This is a genomic window from Micromonospora sp. NPDC049580, assembly GCF_040675595.1.
Taxonomy (GTDB): domain Bacteria; phylum Actinomycetota; class Actinomycetes; order Mycobacteriales; family Micromonosporaceae; genus Micromonospora.
The window spans coordinates 1-16284 of sequence record NZ_JBFAPG010000092.1 but is presented as its reverse complement, the minus strand read 5'-3'; the positions used below and the strand labels follow the sequence as shown (position 1 = coordinate 16284).

Sequence of the window (16284 nt, the reverse complement as noted above, 5' to 3'; positions counted from 1 at the left end):
GCGGCCGCCGGCTGCCTCCCCCGCGCCGCGCGTCGCCGCCCGGACCGCCCCGCCGCCTGCGCCGGAGGAGCGGCTGCGGCCGCGGGCGGCGGCCGCGCGGCCGCAGACCGCCACCGGACCGACGAGCGTGAACACGTCCGGCACCCGGGCGAGATCCACGTGCAGCCGCCACGGCCCACTGCGTCCCAGCACCAGCGGCAGCACCGCCGGCGGCGCCACCTCCCCCGGACCCAACCAGGCGTACGGCGGCGCGCCGCGCCCGGCCGCCACGCCGACCAGCCGGACCCGGGCCGGGCCGACGTCGGTGTCCAGGTCGGCGGTGAGGTACGGCGCCTCGTCCCCGGCCGGCAGCGGCGGGCGCGGCACATCCGTCGAGGCCTCCATCCGGGCCGGCGTGCCGGCCGGACGCGCCACGTCCGCCTCCGCCGGCGTGGCGCGCCGCTCGTTGTCGGAGGCCTGGACGACCCGTCCGCCCACCGATCGTCCGGTCGCGGCGGAGGGCCCAGGCGACTCGGCTACGGAGGCCGGCCGGGTTCGCGTGGCCACGGACGACGCCTCCACCGGGGACGGCTGCGGCGCCTCGTTCGCCGGGCCGGACGCCGTCGTGTCGTCCTGAAGGAATGAGGTGGCTGCTCCGTCCGTCGAGGACGGCGCGTTCGCGGGAAGCCCGTCCGGTGTCGCGGGCATGTCCGTGGCCGGCGCGGCAAGCGGCGCCCTCGCGGCGTCGGCGGGAGCGGGCGTGTGGTGCCGCTCAGGCGGCCACGGCCCGTCGTCGCCGGCCACCGGCAGGCCACGACCGGAGCGGCCCGGTCGCAGCAGCACGATCGCCGCCACCGCGAGCAGCACCGACAGGACGCCCGCGCCGACCCGGATCACCAGCGGGTCGAGGCCGGCCGGGGTCGTGGGTTCCTGCCGCCGGGGCGCGGCGACCTCCGTGGTGGCCGGAGGCCGGGCGGGCGCGGACGGCGGCACACTGCTCGGCGCGGCCGTGATACGGGGCGGCGCGGCCGTGGTGGGCGCCGGGGCGGACCGCTGGGCGGGCGGCGTCCTGGTCACCGGCGGGGTGGGGCGGGCCCGGGGCCGGGGCAGCGGGCCGATGCGTACCCCCTGGCCCTTGGCGTCCGGGGGCAGGACGAGCACCCAGCCCGGGTTGAGCACCAGGCCGTCGGTGAACGTCTCACCATCCGGCTGGGCCCGACCGGTGTTGAGGTCAACGATCTCCCGGTACCGGTTGCCGTTGCCGAGCGTACGCAACGCTATGGCATAAAGGTATTCCCGTTGCCCGTCGACCGGCGGGCCGACCACGTAGTACCGACCGGTCTCCGTCGGCGCGGCATGCGCCGGACCGGTCGGCACCAGCCAGATCCCGACCAGCACCAGCACCGCCTGAACGGCCCACCGCATCCGCACCCGTCGCCCTCCCTCTCCACCGACACCTCATCCTGCCGTCCCGGCTCACTACGGACCTGGCCGCCGGCGGTTCAACGGTGATCGCGCCCGGGCCGGCGGGCCGCCGTCACGGGGAGGTAGAGAAGCAGGTATCAACCCGAGCCAGCGACTGTTCACCGTCTGGCCCACGATCCTCGACCGTCTTCTCCCCGGAGCCCGGCACGTCCCAGGACCAGGTAAGGACAGGTCTTTCCGGCGCGACGAGGCGGACCTCGACAAGGCGCTGCTGCCCAAGCGGCCGGATGTGGCGCTCTGGCCAGGCCGGGAGTGGTTGCGCGGCCTGAGTCGGTGGTTGGACGCGTACGCCCCGCGCCCCAGCCTCTGCGATCGACTCATCTTGTGTCTGGGCTCCATGAGGCTGACTTTCACTCCCGCCGGGGCAGTCCAGCAGCGGTTTCGGGCACGGTGACATCCGGCGCGCTGGACACAGACGAGATCAGCGATGATGACAGGTCGGGCAGGTTCGCTTCGGACGATCAACAAGGCGTAGAGGAAGATCGAGGATCATCCGAGCTGTCATGCCCGTCCTGCTACCACCAGTCTCGGCCGGGTTCGGCGAGCGTGCGCTGCTGGGTTGGTCGGCGGCGGAGCATCGGTGGTCCGGCGCTTGCTGACGGTGGCCAGCCACGTCCCCGGGTGGCCGGCACACCGTCGCGAACGATCCCGCGATGCAGGCGACGACCCACCCGGCCAGGCAGGTCCGACCTACGCGAGGAGGTGGGCTCCTGCGGGGTTGCCCTCAGTCGTGAGGGCTGAGGAAGTCGGTGATGAGGGTAGCGAGCTCCTGTGGGCGTTCGGCGACCATCGCGTGGCTGGCGCCGGCGAGGTGGCGCACCCGCAGTGACGGGTTGTCCACAGTGGCAAGTCGTTCGGCGGTGATCTTGCGATATGCCTCGTACAGGCTGTGGAACGGCTGTTGTTCGGGTAGGTCCTCGGTGGCGAGGACGAGCAGCAGCGGGCAGCGGGCGTCGCGGTAGGCGGGCATCAGGTTGAGGGAGTTCATGGCGTCCCGGAGCTGCCGGGTGAGGTCCGGGGTGGGCCGCAGCTGGCTGCGGCCGTCGTCGCCGGGCGCGAGGTTGCGTTCGAAGGCCGCCACCCAGTCGTCGGGTGTGGCGCCGTAGCGCTGGGCCATGGCCCGCTGCCCCGCGAGCATGGCGGCGACCTGGTCGGCGGTTAGCGGTTCGGCCAGCATCGCGGCCATCTCGTCGAAGACGGCCCGCAGCTTGGCCAGCTCGGTCTCGGCCTGCTCCGAATCCAGCCCGGCGAGCTGGTCCGGACGGTTTAACGGCGGATTGCCGTCGAGGCTGACGGCACCGGGGCACTCCGGGTGACGCTGCGCCCAGAGGGTGGCGAGCATGCCGCCGAGGGAGACGCCGACCACCGCTGGGGAGGTGAGGCCGAGGTGGTCGGTGACGGCGGCCAGGTCGGCCAGTACGTCGTCCCAGCGCCACGGGCCGTCTCCGGACTGGCCGTGACCGCGCAGGTCGACGGTGACCACTCGGTGGGTCGGGCGTAGGTGCTCGGCGAGGGTGGTCATCTGGGCGAGGTTGCCGCCGGCGCCGTGCAGGAGCAGCAGCGGTTGTCCGGGTCCGCCGAAGTCGCTGATCGCGATGGGCACGGTCCGGGAGTGGATGATGCTCTCAGGCACGTCGGGTTCCTTCCTTGAGCAGTCGGTCGCGTACGGAGGCGCAGCGCACGCCGCCTTCGGGGTGGCGGGCGAGCTTGTCGCGGGTGACCAGGTCGTGGACGCCCTGGCGGGTGATGCCGAGCATGGCGCCGGCCACCGTGTACGACACGGATTCGGCGGTCGGGTGGCCGACCCGTCGCGCGACGGCCCGGCCGAGAGGGCTGCGCCACCAGTCGTTGGGTGGGTCGAACGGTCCGTCCCCCGGGTAGAGGGTGGAGATCGCTCGCATGACCACGCTGACGGCGGCCCGGTCGTCGCCGCTGACGATCGTGGTGGCCCAGGATCGGGCCCGCTCCCGGATGACGGCGCGCAGCGGGTCGATGACGTCGTGGCCGTCGACCAGGATTTCGAGGGGGTCGAGCAAGCGGATGTCGATCAATCGGATGAGATGCTCGGTCAGTTCCTCGTGGGTTGGCGACATGCTGCCTCCTCCGCTACTTGACACCCATCGTCAAGCACTTAACGTTGAGCGTCAAGCACGATGGCGTGGGCACGGTGGGCGGTACGGTCGATCGGCGCCCGGGCAACAACGGCGTTAGCGCTACGTGGGACCGCAGGAGATCGCGGCGGTGGCGCTGCGCGGCGGCGCGGGCCGGCCAGCGCGGGCTCGCCTCACTGTGGACAGATCAACAGGCTTAGGAACCTTGATGACCTTCTCAACCGGTCATGCCCGCCCTGCTCCACCAAGAAGGACGCGCCTACACCAACCCCATCAAGCCGGACACGCCACGACTTTGCCGGGGCCCTGGGTCCTACTTCGACCGCTTGCGGCGTCCGGGCCCACCGCGGTGATCCGGCGAACACGGCGGTGCCCACTGCGGCAGCGTCGACGTGGATGTGGACGCGGCCGGCCGTGCGAGTGTCACCCTCCTTCGCATGACACGACTGTAGGCGTCGAACAGGGTCGACCACAGACCCCAGGCCGTCGTCCGGGTCGACCACTGCACCCGGCTGGTGGCAATGCACACTGGAGTTATGTTGACATTCGTGGCGGCCATTGCGGCGTTCGCTGGCGGCGCGATAGCCGGCGTCATCGCCGACGCCGTGGTGGACAAAGCCCATCGCATGAGACGCTACGTGGCCGCGTTGATCGTGGCTCTCGTTGTCTTCGGCGGTATTCAGGCGGTAGCGCAGCTCCGGTCCCAACCGGATGCCGGCACTCCCCCCCAGGACGCGGGTCGGGCGATCCCACGGGGATCGACCACCCCACCTGCCAGCGCGACATCGACGCAGGCGACGCCATCTACGCCGGCGACCACGGAACCACCTCCGGTGATGGCTACCTCCCTGCTCGACTTGCCCGCCGTCGACGGAGACACCAACAGCAGCATCGACCTCGACGAGCCCGGCACGGTGGAAATCAACGGCACGGCGTACGGCCACGCACTCATCTATCAATGCTCGCTCTACTGCGACGGATCTTCTCCGCAAGTACGCGAGGTGACTCTGGGTAAGAAATTCAGCCGATTCAGAACCACGGCGGCCGTCCTGGACACCAGCACCGGCAAGTACCGAATCGACATCACGCTGGACCGGCACCCGCCCAAGACGTATACCATCACGCCCGGGAACCCCGCATCGATCAACATCAGCGTGGCCGGCATCTCGCGATTGCGGATCCAGTTGTACGCCCCGGGAAAACTAAAAAGCCCGTTACAGGCGGGCATCGACGTCGCTGGCGGCAATAACGGCGGCGGTCTGCCCGGCATCGGCCTCGGCGACCCGATTCTGCTCCCCTGAGCGCACCTACCGGGTACCCGGCGGCCCGACGTTCCGGCCGCCGTGGGCGAGCAGACCTGGTAGGCCCCTCAGCGCACGCTCGTGGCCGACGAGACGCATTACCCTCTGGGTCGTATCCCGGCGCTATGGCTACCTCTCGGGGGTCTCCCAGACCGTCACGTCGGCCAGATACGTGCCGCTCGCCCGGTCGAACTTCTTGACGGCGAGGTAGGCGAGTCGATCCGCCGCCGTCCTGACGCAGAAGCGGCTGTCGTCGGCGATCGGGAGCGTTTCGTTCCCCTGCGTGGAGATGAGGTCGGCGCACTGCTGGCGGGTGGGCCGCGGCGCTTCCTGCCAGGCGGCGATGCTGGGCTTCGTGGTGAAGAAGCCGCCGTTGAGGCCGTAGAGCACGTTTTCCGAGGTGCCGTAGTTGACCCAGACGCTCGCCTTGTCGTTGCCGCTCAGCACCTGGGCCGGGACCGAGTCGAGGTCGACAAAGGTCATCCGCACCGGATGCGCCCAGCGAACCTTGTCCGTCGAGGAGGAAGGTGCCCCACCCGGATCGGAGGGAGCGGAGCTTCCGCTGACGGTTCCCCCTCTGGGACCGGCCGGCAAACCTGCCGACGGGCTAGCGGTGTCCACCTTGGGTGCCGAGGCATTATCCGGAGGGGTGACGAGGGCGAACACAGTAACTTCCCCATGGATCCTCCGGTCTGGCCCGATCGACGGGCGCCAGTGTATCGACCAGGCGCCCCTCGTTGTCCGGCGAACCGGTGCGGCTCGCGGCGACCGTGCGGCCGAAACTCGCTTGCCGCGCACCGTAGGCTCCGGTTCGCCGCCGACGACCTCCTCCTCGTCGTCCACGGTGGTCGCGGACTGGGCGAGCGGATCCTGCGGGCGCACACCGAGGTCCAGAGCGTGGGCCCCACTCCCGATCCCGTCGCCTATCTGGCGATGCACGGCGCCGCCGTACGCTGGGGATCGCTCAACCGGCGGCTGATGACCGCCCGGGTCGCCCACGCACTGTCTGCCGAGCCCACCGAGCCGACCGTCAACCAGTGTCACGACCTGGTCGAAGCTGTAAAGACACACCGAGACGTGCTGCGGTTAGTACTCCAGCCGGGGTTGTTGACCTTGGCTGCGCTGCGGTTGGATGCGATGCGGGACTGAGGGCAGCCGCCGTCGATCATGGATGGTTGTGTGGACTGACCATGATGCAGCGAGAATTGATCAAAAACCGGGAGGACCGCGAGTCGCTGGCCGTGCTGTCCTGGTTCGACTGCAGCCACGACCTGCTCGACCTGGCCCTGCTGGAGGCCGGCGAACTGGAGCAGGCGCGCGCCGTCTGGAGACCGGAGCTGCCTATCCGACCCGACTACTTCTGGCTGCGGTGGGCCTGCGTGCGCGGTGAGGTCGCCGTCCGGCTGGGTGACCGGGAGGTCGCCCGCCGCTCCTACGCCGAACTGGCGCCGTGGCGGGGGTGTTTCGCCGGCCTGGAAACCGGTCCGCTGTCGCTAAGGCCCGTCGACACCACGTTGGCGGCGCTGGCCGACCTGCTCGACGACCCGTTGGCGGCCGATCGGCACCGGCCCGACGGCCTGCGCCTGGAAGGGAGGGTCGGCGCGGTGCCGTGGTCGACGAGAGCGCTACCGGCTGACGACGTCGCCGCGTGGCCCAACGGCGGATCGCCCGAGTCAGCGCTGACTGCTCCGACGGCAGTAGCCGTCGTCCCGACCCGCCGCGGCACTCAGGAGAGCCATCGGTAGCGCCGCTCCGGTCGTCCGGCGGAGCCGTAGCGGAGACCGACGTGCGCCCGGCCAATGTCAGCGAAGTGTTCCAGGTATCGCCGGGCACTGACCCGGGAGATCCCGACGGCGCTGGCGCACTCGGCCGCGGAGAAGGTGTCGGCGTGCTCCTGCAGGGCCCGCTTCACCAGCTCGGCAGTCTCGGCGCTGAGGCCACGGGGCAGCGCCGAGCTGGCAATGTGCGAGCCGCTGCGGGACAGCACTCGGTCCACGTCGGACTGGTCGGTCACCAGGGTGACGCGCGGGGAGTTACGCCGCGCGGCGTACTGCTCCAAGCGGGTCCGCAGCTCGTCGAAGCCGAATGGCTTGAGCAGGTAGTTGACCGCGCCGTAACGGACCGCCCGCCGCACCGCTTCGGCCTCGCGGGCCGCGCTGATCACCAGTACGTCGCAGTCGTGCCGGGCGGCCCGCAGCCGGGTCACCACGTCGAGGCCGAACATGTCCGGCAGATAGAGGTCGAGCAGCACCAGGTCCGGGCGGAGTTCGTGAACGGCGGTGACCGCCTCCTCACCGGTGCTGGCCGTGCCGACCACCTGGAAGCCGTCGATCCGCTCGACGAAGCCACGGTGGATTCGGGCCACCATGAAGTCGTCGTCGACCACCAGTACGTCGATCACCGGCTCGCCTCCAGCGCACCGGTCACGGACATCCGGGCCGTGAACATCGCACCCTCCTCGGTGTTCGTCACCGCGACCTCACCGCCGCGACGGTGACAGACCAGCCGGGTGAGCGCCAGTCCGATGCCCCGTTCGCCACCTCGTGCCGCCTTGGTCGTGAATCCGTGGGTGAAGACCTCGTGCGCGAGTTGCGGGGCCACCCCAGGCCCCGAGTCGCGGACCACGATCTCCACCGAGGAGGCGTCCCGGCGCAACTCGACCTCCACCCAGGCCGGTCGGTCCGTGAGGTCGTCGCCGTCCTGACCGGCACCGGCCGAACCGCCGGGCGGCAGGGTCCGGCTCTCGCGGCCGCCGGCCACCGCCTCAAGGGCGTTGTCAACCAGATTTCCCAGCACCGTCGCGACGTCCGCAGCGACCGCCGGCTCCAGGCGGTCCAGGCCAGTCCGTTCGGAGATCCGCAGCTCCACCCGGCGCTCGGCGGCCAGCGCCGACTTCGCCATCAAAAGGGCCGCCAGCGCCGTGTCCTGGATCCGGCTGGTGACGGTGAGGTCTAGGGAGGCCCGGTGCCGGCTCAGCGCGTCGATGTACCCGACGACCTCGTCGTGCTCGCCAAGTTGGATCAGCCCGGAGATGGTGTGCAGCTGGTTGGCGAACTCGTGGGTCTGGGCGCGCAGCAGCTCGGTGGTGCTCTTGAACGAGCCGATCTCCTGCTCCAGCCGGGCCAGCTCGGTGCGGTCGCGCAGAGTGGTCACCGAACCCAGCCGGCGGGCGTCCTTGCGGACCGTCATCCGGTTCATCACCAATACCCGCCCGGCGCGTACCACCACCTCGTCCCGAGCATCGGGGTCGTTGTCGGTGCCAGCCAGCACGTCCCGCAGCCGGCCGGAGATCCCCAGCTCGGCGAGGCTGCGGCCGAGGCAGTGCTCGGGCAGGTCGAGCAGTCTCCGCCCCACCGCGTTGACCAGGGTGATCCGCAGCTGTGGGTCTAGCGCGATCACTCCCTCGGCGATGCCGTGCAGCAGCGCCTCCCGGTGTTCGGCCAGGCCGGCGATCTCTCGTGGCTCCAGGCCGAGGGTCTGGCGTTTGATCCGGCGGGCCAGCAGCCATGATCCCACCAGGCCGAGCACGCTGGCGATGCCGAGATAGGTGAAGAGGTAGGACGAGGCCCCGACCAGCCGCTCCGACCAGGTCGGCGAGGCTTCTCCGATCATCACGACGCCGAGCTGCTGGCCCAGGTTCCACTCCCGGTCGCCGAGCACCGGGACTTGGACGACCAGCTCCTGGGAGTCGCCGACCGCCAACTCGCCGGACCAGCTCCGGCCTTGTGCCACCGCACCGTCGCCCAGCACCAGCGGGCTGCCGACCAGGGTCGGGTCGGTGGAGCTGACCACCCGGCCGCGGGCGTCGGCCACGGTCACCGAGGTCACCCGGGCCTGGGTCAGCACGTTCTGCACCAGCGGCGCGACGAGTTCCGCCGGCGCCGGCGAGTTGAGCTGCTCGCGTAGCAGCGGGCTGCCGGCGAGCTGCTCGCCGAGGGCCGCCACCCGCCGCCCCTCCACTCGGTTGAAGGTCGCTGCGGACTGGGCCAGCGAGACAGCGGCCACCGCCACCAGCACGACCACGATGATCGCGAGCTGGAGCACGAGCAGTTGCCCGGCCAACGTTCGGCGGGGCGTGACCGCGACCACAAAGACCTCAACTTCCGCTGGTGACGCAAGGCAGACGTGGCGTCTGCCCGGGGGCCATCATCTTGCCGCCGGACTCCTTCGAAACGGAAGAGAAACATGATGGCAACTCGGAGAAACCTGCTGGTGATAGGCGTGGCCGCCACCACGGCTTTGGCGCTGAGCGCCTGCGGTGCCACTGCGGAAAAGCGCGGCAGCGGGTCCGGCGGCGACGGTAAGCCGGTCACCGGACTACGGATCATGGTGCCGAACACCCCCGGCGGCGGGTACGACACCACTGCCCGCACCGCGGCCAAGGCCATGGAGGACGCCAAGATCGCTACCGGGGTGCAGGTCTTCAACCTGCCCGGTGCAGGCGGCACCGTCGGCCTTCAGCGCATGGTGAACGAGAAGGGCAACGGCAAGCTCGCCATGCAGATGGGACTGGGCGTGGTAGGCGCCTCGTACACGTCGAAGTCATCGGCGACGCTCACCCAGACCACCGCGCTGGCAAAGATGATCGAGGAGGGCGGCGCCATCGTGGTGCCGAAAGATTCGCCGTACCAGAGCATCCGTGACCTGGTCACGGCCTGGAAGGCGAACCCCAAGGCCATCGCGGTCGGCGGCGGTTCATCGCCCGGCGGCCCGGACCATCTGCTGCCGATGCAGCTGGCCAAGGCCGTCGGCATCGACCCCCGCCAGGTCAACTTCATCTCCTACGATGGCGGCGGCGAGCTGCTGCCGGCCGTGCTCGGCGGCAAGGTGGCCTTCGGCGCGAGCGGCTTCGGTGAGTTCCTCGACCAGGTCCAGGCCGGCCAGCTCCGGGTCCTCGCGGTCACCAGCGAGGCACCGATCGACGCGCTCAAGGACGTGCCGACGCTGAAGTCCGCAGGGATCGACCTGGTCTTCACGAACTGGCGGGGCATCGTCGCGCCGCCGGGCATCAGCGACGCCGACAAGCAGGTCTGGATCGACGCGCTGACGAAGATGCACGAGTCCGCCGAATGGAAGGCCGAGCTGGCCAAGCGGGGTTGGACCGACGCCTTCGTCACCGGCGAGGCGTTCGCCGCCTTCCTCACCGAACAGGACAAGTCGGTGGCGGACCTGCTCAAGCAGCTTGGGCTGGCGTGAGCGGCACGACGACCGGACCGGACCGGGGCGGCCAGCGGCCGCCCCGCTCGGCCGCCAACACCCCGGTGGCCGTACCACCGGTGCCGGCGCAGCCGACGGGCCCGGCGGCGACGCCCCCGACCACCGATTCGCCGGCTGAGCCCGACTCGGACATCGTCGCGGAACCGGCACCCCGGCCGGACCTCGCCCAGTACGCGGTGTGCGCGTTCCTCGCCCTGGTCGGCGGGCTGGTCATCGTCGACGGGTTCCGGACCGGGCACGCGATCAGCACCGCCGACCCCATCGGCCCGAAGCCGCTGCCGATCCTGCTCGGCGTGCTGCTGCTGATCGTCGCCGCGATCTACACGGTGGACGTCGCGCGTGGCGGCAGCGGCGCGCCGGAGGCCGGCGAGGACGTCGACCTCACGACCCCGATCGACTGGCGGACCGTGCTGCTGCTCATCGGCGCGTTCCTGGTCAACGCGGTGCTCATCGACCCGCTCGGCTGGGTGATCAGCGGGACGCTGCTCTTCTGGGGCTCAGCGTTCGCGCTGGGCAACCGGCACTACGTGCGTAACCTGCTGATCGCCGTCGCCCTGTCGCTGATCACCTTCTACACATTCGCCATCGGGCTGGGCGTGAGCCTACCCGCCGGCGTGCTGCAAGGAATCCTGTGATGGACAACCTCGGAAACCTGCTCGACGGGTTCGCCAACGTGCTGACCCCCATGAATCTCCTGATCGCGCTGCTCGGGGTGACCATCGGCACCGCCGTGGGCGTGTTGCCCGGGATCGGCCCGGCGATGACGGTGGCGCTGTTGCTACCAGTCACCTACGGGATGGAACCCACCCAGGCGTTCATTATGTTCGCCGGCATCTTCTACGGCGGCATGTACGGCGGCTCCACCACCTCGATCCTGCTGAACACCCCGGGCGAGTCCTCCTCGGTGGTCACCGCGATCGAGGGCAACAAGATGGCGAAGGCTGGTCGCGCCGCGCAGGCGCTGGCCACCGCCGCGATCGGCTCGTTCGTCGCCGGCACCATCGCCACCCTGCTGCTGGTGCTGGTGACCCCACCGATGGTGACGTTCGCGATCAGCCTCGGCGCGCCGGACTATCTCGCGCTGATGCTGCTGTCGTTCGTGGCGGTCACCGCGGTGCTCGGTGCCTCCCGGGTACGCGGCTTCGCCTCGCTGCTGCTCGGCCTGGTCATCGGCACCATCGGCATCGACGCGGTGAGCGGCCAGCAGCGACTCACCCTGGGCATCCCGCAGCTCGCCGACGGCATCGACGTGGTCGTGGTGGCGGTCGGCATCTTCGCCGTCGGCGAGGCGCTCTGGATCGCCGCGCACCTGCGCCGACGCGCCACCGAGGTGATCCCGGTCGGGCGGCCGTGGATGGGGCGGCAGGACTGGAGACGGTCCTGGAAGCCGTGGCTACGCGGAACCGCGTACGGATTCCCGTTCGGGGCGCTTCCGGCAGGTGGCGCGGAGATCCCGACCTTCCTGTCGTACGCCACGGAAAAGAAGCTGACGAAGCACCCGGAGGAGTTCGGCAGGGGCGCGATCGAGGGCGTGGCCGGCCCGGAGGCGGCGAACAACGCCTCGGCCGCCGGCACGCTAGTGCCGATGCTGGCGATCGGCCTGCCGACGAATGCGACCGCCGCGGTGATGCTGGCAGCCTTCCAGCAGTACGGCATCCAACCCGGCCCCCTGCTCTTCGAACGGGAGTCCGCCCTGGTCTGGACGCTGATCGCCAGCCTCTTCGTGGGCAACCTGCTGCTGCTGGTGTTGAACCTGCCGCTCGCGCCCGCGTGGGCGCGGCTGCTGCGGATCCCGCGACCGTACCTCTACGCCGGCATTCTCTTCTTCGCCTCGATGGGCGCGTACGCGGTCAACGCCCAGCCGTTCGACCTGTTCCTGCTGCTCACCCTCGGCCTACTCGGGTTCGGGATGCGCCGTTTCGGGCTGCCGATCCTGCCGCTGATCGTCGGGGTGATCCTCGGTCCACGTGCCGAGTTGCAGGGCCGGCGGGCGTTGCAGCTCTCCGGTGGCGAGCTGCACGGCCTGATCGGCGGCTGGGTCTCCTGGACCATCTACGCCACAATTCTGGTGGTAGTGCTCTGGCCGGTACTCCGCCGCTTCGTCGTGAGCGGAGTTCGGGGAAGGCTGATGCCGAGATGAGCGGCCGGGGCCGACCGTGGTCGGCCTGTCGCTGGGCTCCGCCTGTCTGATGCGCTTTCAACGCGGCACGGCCGAGAAACGCCGGGTGTACGAGGTGGAGCTGGCGCCACGGTCGGCGTACGTGCTGTGCGGGGCCGCCCGCTCCAACTGGCAGCACAGCATCCCGCCGGTGCCGGAGCTGCGGTACTCGGTCACCTTCCGGCAAGTTCGCCAGGGGGCAGGCAGAGGCAGGGGTGCCGAGGCCGGCGGCCTTCCCGGCGGAACCGGCCCGGGGTGACGGACAGCACCGCTAGCGTCGGGACCATGCCCGCCCGTCCGTCCCGCTGGTCGAGGCCGCTCCGGGTGCTGGAGGCGCCGTCGTACCTGCAGGCGTTCGTCCTCTCCGGCGCGGTCACGGTGCTGGTCACCCGCGCGTTCCTCCAGGCGGCCGGCTATCCGCAACTCGGCGAAGGTGGGCTGCACATCGCGCACGTGCTCTGGGGTGGTGTCCTGATGACCGCCGGCCTGGGGGTCGCGCTGGTCTTCCTCGGTAGCGCGGCGCGGATCCTCGGCGCGGTTCTGGGCGGGATCGGGTTCGGGCTGTTCATCGACGAGGTGGGCAAGTTCGTCACCGCCGGAACCGACTACTTCTACGCCCCGGCCGCCGGCATCATCTACGGCGCCTTCGCCCTGCTGGTGGTGATCACTCAGGCCCTCCGGGGGCGGGCCCGGCTCTCCGGCCCCGAGCGTACGGCGAACGCCCTGTACGGGGTGGTTGGTGGGCTCCGCACCGGCCTCACCGATGATCGTCGCGCGGCGGTCGCCCGGCTGGTCCGTGGGTGCGGTCCGGACGTCGAGGAGGGAGTGGCCCGGCTGCTCGACGCGGTGCCTCGACGCGAGCCAGCCGGCTCCCGGTTCTGGCAGCCGTGGCTCAGGTGGGGCCGCCGGGCCGTGGTCTGGCTGACCACCCAGCGGTGGGTGGTGGCGCTGGTGGTGCTCTATCTGGTCGGCGAGCCGTTCGTGGTCGTGGGGAACGTCTTTCTGGACGCGGTCACCGGCCAGCTCGACCACCAGCGGGAATGGCGCGCGGTGCTGGGGATCTCGGCCTCGGCGCTGATCACCGTGGTGCTCAGCATCCGTGGGGCGTCGCTGCTGCCCCGCGACCGGGTGCGGGCCTTCCGGCTGTTCAAGCTCGCGCTCCTGGTGGACCTGCTGTTCGGGCAGATCTTCAGTTTCACCGTCAACCAGTTCGGGGCGCTCTCCGCGCTCGCGGTGGACCTCTTCCTGCTCGCCGTGGTGACCGCCGAGTACCGCCGGCTCTGCCGGCAGGCTCCGTCGCCCGGCCGATGACGTCCGCTGACCATGGCGCCGGACGTAATCATCCCGCAGGCGCCTCAGTCGGAGGCCGGTGCGTCGACGGTGGCACCGACGGGTCTTTCGTCCTACCTTTGCTGCGGCTTTAGTCGGGATTGATGGAGTTTCAGACTTCGGCATAAGATAGATGAGTCCAAATCCTTGACTCAACTACCCGTGTTGCCGGTTAATCACATCTACGTGTCGACTGTGTTTACCCTCCCGGGCGGTCGACGACGTCGGCGCATCGTCGAATCGATTCGACCACGCCGGCACATACGCCATGGCTCGGAGTCATACGGCTGTCGGGCGAGTCGCAGGAGGTTACCGTGCATCGTACGAACGTCCGCTGGGGTGGCCGATTGTCGGCGTGGGCCAGAGGGTTGGCCGCGACCGTGGCGCTCGGCCTGACCCTGACGCTGGGCGGCCTGACCCTGGCGACCTCCGGGTTGGCCCTGGCCGCGCCCGTCACGACGCAGAGCGTCGCGGCCGCCGGACCTGACGGCGTGGCGGCCGGTAACGCCGCGATCGCCTCGGTCGATCTGAGCGGAACGTGGAGCTTCACGCCCTCGGGTCGGGGAACGACCTCGATCACGGTGCCCGGTGGCGGCTGGTACAAACAGGGCTTCACCGACGTGAACGAGGCGCTGTACTCGCGCAGCATCACCGTGCCGGACTCGGGGCAGCCGCAGTCGACCTGGATCGAGTTCGGCGCCGTCAACCACCAGGCGACACTCTCCGTCGACGGCCGCGTGGTCGCGACCCAGACGACGGCGTTCACCCCGTCGAACTTCGACATCAGTAGCTACGCCGCACCGGGCACCACCCATACGATCAGCGTGCAGGTGAAGGGCCGCGGTGCGTTGAAGTCGTCCGACGGCAAGTACCTGGTCCCGGTGGCGGCCGACTGGTCCGAGGCGATACCGCAGGGCATCTACCGGTCCGCGTCCCTGCGGGTGTACCCGGCGGTGTATGTCAGCGACGCGTTCGTCCGTACCTCGGTGGCGAACCGCACCCTCAGCTACGACGTGTCGGTAACCAACTCCTCGGCCGCGACCAGAACGGTCACCCTCAGCGGGTCGCTCGCGTCCGACGGCGCGGGCTCTTTCAGCTACCCGCAGCTGCCGCAGCGGACCGTGACGGTGGCGGCCCGTTCGACGGCGAAGGTCACGGTGGGCCCCGTGGCGTGGGACCTCGGCACCACCTCGTACTGGTGGCCCAATGTGCCGTACCGGTCCGGATACCGGCCCCAACTGCACCGCCTGGCGATCCACGCCACCGTTGACGACGGCCGCACCAGTGACGCCACGTACCGCTTCGGGTTCCGGGAGAGCACGCAGAACGGCGAGTACTACTACCTCAACGGCGTGCGGGTGAACTTCCGAGGCGACAGCCTGCAGGGCGCCGACTACGACCGGGTCAACTACGGCGGGAAGGGCGACGCGTACGACACCCTGCCCGGCTTCCTGCCGCCGTCGTCTGGCAACGGCGGCTGGCCCGAGGCGGTGGACAACTACCAGCGTCTCAACTACAACGTGGTACGCATGCACATGGAACCGGCCAGCCCGTACATGCTCGACGTGGCCGACGAGATGGGCCTGATGGTCATCGACGAGACCGCCATCCGCAGCGGTGCCCAGGACTTCGTGTCCGGACGCAACGACATGGTGGCCCACGCTCGTGCGCTGACCCTGCGCGACCGCAACCATCCGGCGATCATCCGCTGGAGCCAGATCAACGAGCCCAGCTTCAACAACAACGACTCGCAGCAGTTCCAACAGGACCTGTACGCGGCGATGAACGGCAACGACGGCACCCGGCCGATCAGCATCGACGCCGCTCCGGGCGCGGACTCGGCCAGCCGGTACCCGGCCATGAACTACTCCAACTTCGCCATCTTCGCGCACTACCTGGACGGTGTCGGCCGGTACGGCGAGGCCCTGAATCGCAATTCCGGGCGTCCGGACGGCGAAGGCGAGTACATCTGGCCCGCCTGCAGCACCAGGCAGGGCTTCACGTGGTTCGCCACCGCAACTGCTGCCAAGCGCGGCAAGGACGCCAGCGACCTGCGCCCCTACACGCTGCTGTCTGCCTGGGCCAGCGTGGTGCCGGGCGTGCGAACCACCGACTTCACCACGGAGGAGGGCACTCGCCCGGTCTACGGCGCGGACAATCTGACCGACCCGTGGAGCAACGCACAGATCCAGCGCGTGCAGGCGGCGTTCAACCCGGTGGCCGCGGTCGACCTCCCCTACTGGTCCGCCTCCGGCGCCTCGGACTCGAACGGCAGCTTCCCGCTGCCGCAGGCGGTACCCAGCTACACCCGAAACGCCACGGTGACCCGCAACATCACCGTCTTCAACGACGACCTCACCAACACCTCGGTGGACTTCGCCTGGACCGCCCGACTCGACAGCCCGACCGGCACCCTCGTCGCGTCCGGCAACAGCAGCCTGACCATCCCACTCGGCTCACGGGTCACCCAACCGGTGTCCTTCACCACCCCCGCCACCGGAAGCCGCGTGTACCTGCAGCTGTCGACCGCCAAGTCCGGCAGCACCCTCTTCACCGACTCGGCCGAATACCTGAACCTCGGCGGAGGCGGCGGAACCGGGCCCACTCCCGGCACCTACCGCATCGTCAACCGCAACAGCGGCAAGCCCCTCGCCATCGCCGGCAACTCCACCGCCGACGGCGCCAAGGCGGTCCAGCAGAGCGG

13 protein-coding genes and 2 pseudogenes are annotated in these 16284 nt (G+C 70.2%); 9 read left to right on the top strand and 6 right to left on the bottom strand.

Annotated features, from left to right (window positions below; genetic code table 11):
- The 3 genes and pseudogenes from AB0J68_RS11075 to AB0J68_RS11065 all read right to left on the bottom strand — a co-directional run.
- A pseudogene (locus AB0J68_RS11075) lies at positions 1–1410 on the bottom strand (hypothetical protein); the annotation flags it as partial.
- Positions 1411–2188: 778 nt separating this feature from the next.
- Positions 2189–3097 carry an alpha/beta hydrolase gene (locus tag AB0J68_RS11070; RefSeq protein ID WP_363937858.1) on the bottom strand — a complete coding sequence of 303 codons (909 nt, stop codon included), beginning with the start codon at positions 3095–3097 and terminating at the stop codon, positions 2189–2191.
- Positions 3090–3557 carry a hypothetical protein gene (locus AB0J68_RS11065; RefSeq protein ID WP_363937857.1) on the bottom strand — a complete coding sequence of 156 codons (468 nt, stop codon included), beginning with the start codon at positions 3555–3557 and terminating at the stop codon, positions 3090–3092. Before AB0J68_RS11065 ends, AB0J68_RS11070 begins: the two co-directional genes overlap by 8 nt.
- Before the next feature lie 554 nt (positions 3558–4111).
- On the opposite strand from AB0J68_RS11065, the gene AB0J68_RS11060 reads away from it, so the two are divergent.
- Positions 4112–4876 carry a hypothetical protein gene (locus AB0J68_RS11060; RefSeq protein WP_363937855.1) on the top strand — a complete coding sequence of 255 codons (765 nt, stop codon included), beginning with the start codon at positions 4112–4114 and terminating at the stop codon, positions 4874–4876.
- A 129-nt stretch (positions 4877–5005) separates the two neighbouring features.
- On the opposite strand, the gene AB0J68_RS11055 is transcribed toward AB0J68_RS11060, so the two are convergent.
- The gene (locus tag AB0J68_RS11055) at positions 5006–5359 is read right to left on the bottom strand and encodes a hypothetical protein (protein ID WP_363937852.1); all 354 of its coding nucleotides are present in this window, start codon (positions 5357–5359) and stop codon (positions 5006–5008) included.
- 318 nt (positions 5360–5677) lie between these two features.
- On the opposite strand from AB0J68_RS11055, the pseudogene AB0J68_RS11050 reads away from it, so the two are divergent.
- Positions 5678–5932, top strand: a pseudogene (locus tag AB0J68_RS11050) (RNA ligase RtcB family protein); the annotation flags it as partial.
- A gap of 137 nt (positions 5933–6069) precedes the next feature.
- The gene (locus AB0J68_RS11045; protein WP_363937850.1) at positions 6070–6621 is read left to right on the top strand and encodes a hypothetical protein; all 552 of its coding nucleotides are present in this window, start codon (positions 6070–6072) and stop codon (positions 6619–6621) included.
- On the opposite strand, the gene AB0J68_RS11040 is transcribed toward AB0J68_RS11045, so the two are convergent.
- Together AB0J68_RS11040 and AB0J68_RS11035 are read right to left on the bottom strand one after the other, a co-directional pair.
- Positions 6603–7277 carry a response regulator gene (locus AB0J68_RS11040; protein WP_363937849.1) on the bottom strand — a complete coding sequence of 225 codons (675 nt, stop codon included), beginning with the start codon at positions 7275–7277 and terminating at the stop codon, positions 6603–6605. The genes AB0J68_RS11045 and AB0J68_RS11040 overlap by 19 nt on opposite strands.
- Positions 7274–8965 carry an ATP-binding protein gene (locus AB0J68_RS11035; protein WP_363937847.1) on the bottom strand — a complete coding sequence of 564 codons (1692 nt, stop codon included), beginning with the start codon at positions 8963–8965 and terminating at the stop codon, positions 7274–7276. The genes AB0J68_RS11040 and AB0J68_RS11035 overlap by 4 nt, the downstream gene beginning before the upstream one ends.
- A 99-nt stretch (positions 8966–9064) precedes the next feature.
- Here AB0J68_RS11035 and AB0J68_RS11030 point away from each other — a divergent pair, with 99 nt between their 5' ends.
- The 6 genes from AB0J68_RS11030 to AB0J68_RS11005 all read left to right on the top strand — a co-directional run.
- Complete coding sequence (locus AB0J68_RS11030; RefSeq protein ID WP_363937844.1) at positions 9065–10072, top strand: tripartite tricarboxylate transporter substrate binding protein; 1008 nt, start codon at positions 9065–9067, stop codon at positions 10070–10072.
- Entirely contained in the window at positions 10069–10728 is a 660-nt protein-coding gene (locus AB0J68_RS11025) for a tripartite tricarboxylate transporter TctB family protein (protein WP_363937842.1), read from the top strand. Before AB0J68_RS11030 ends, AB0J68_RS11025 begins: the two co-directional genes overlap by 4 nt.
- Positions 10728–12233, top strand: coding sequence for a tripartite tricarboxylate transporter permease (locus tag AB0J68_RS11020; protein WP_363937839.1), 1506 nt, complete (start codon positions 10728–10730; stop codon positions 12231–12233). Before AB0J68_RS11025 ends, AB0J68_RS11020 begins: the two co-directional genes overlap by 1 nt.
- Before the next feature lie 49 nt (positions 12234–12282).
- A complete protein-coding gene (locus tag AB0J68_RS11015; RefSeq protein ID WP_355065851.1) occupies positions 12283–12510 on the top strand; it encodes a hypothetical protein in 228 nt (75 codons plus the stop codon).
- A 26-nt stretch (positions 12511–12536) separates the two neighbouring features.
- Positions 12537–13562 carry a hypothetical protein gene (locus AB0J68_RS11010; protein WP_354859665.1) on the top strand — a complete coding sequence of 342 codons (1026 nt, stop codon included), beginning with the start codon at positions 12537–12539 and terminating at the stop codon, positions 13560–13562.
- 332 nt (positions 13563–13894) lie between these two features.
- Positions 13895–16284: glycoside hydrolase family 2 TIM barrel-domain containing protein (locus tag AB0J68_RS11005; protein ID WP_363937835.1), on the top strand; the 2390-nt coding region annotated here is incomplete at its 3' end.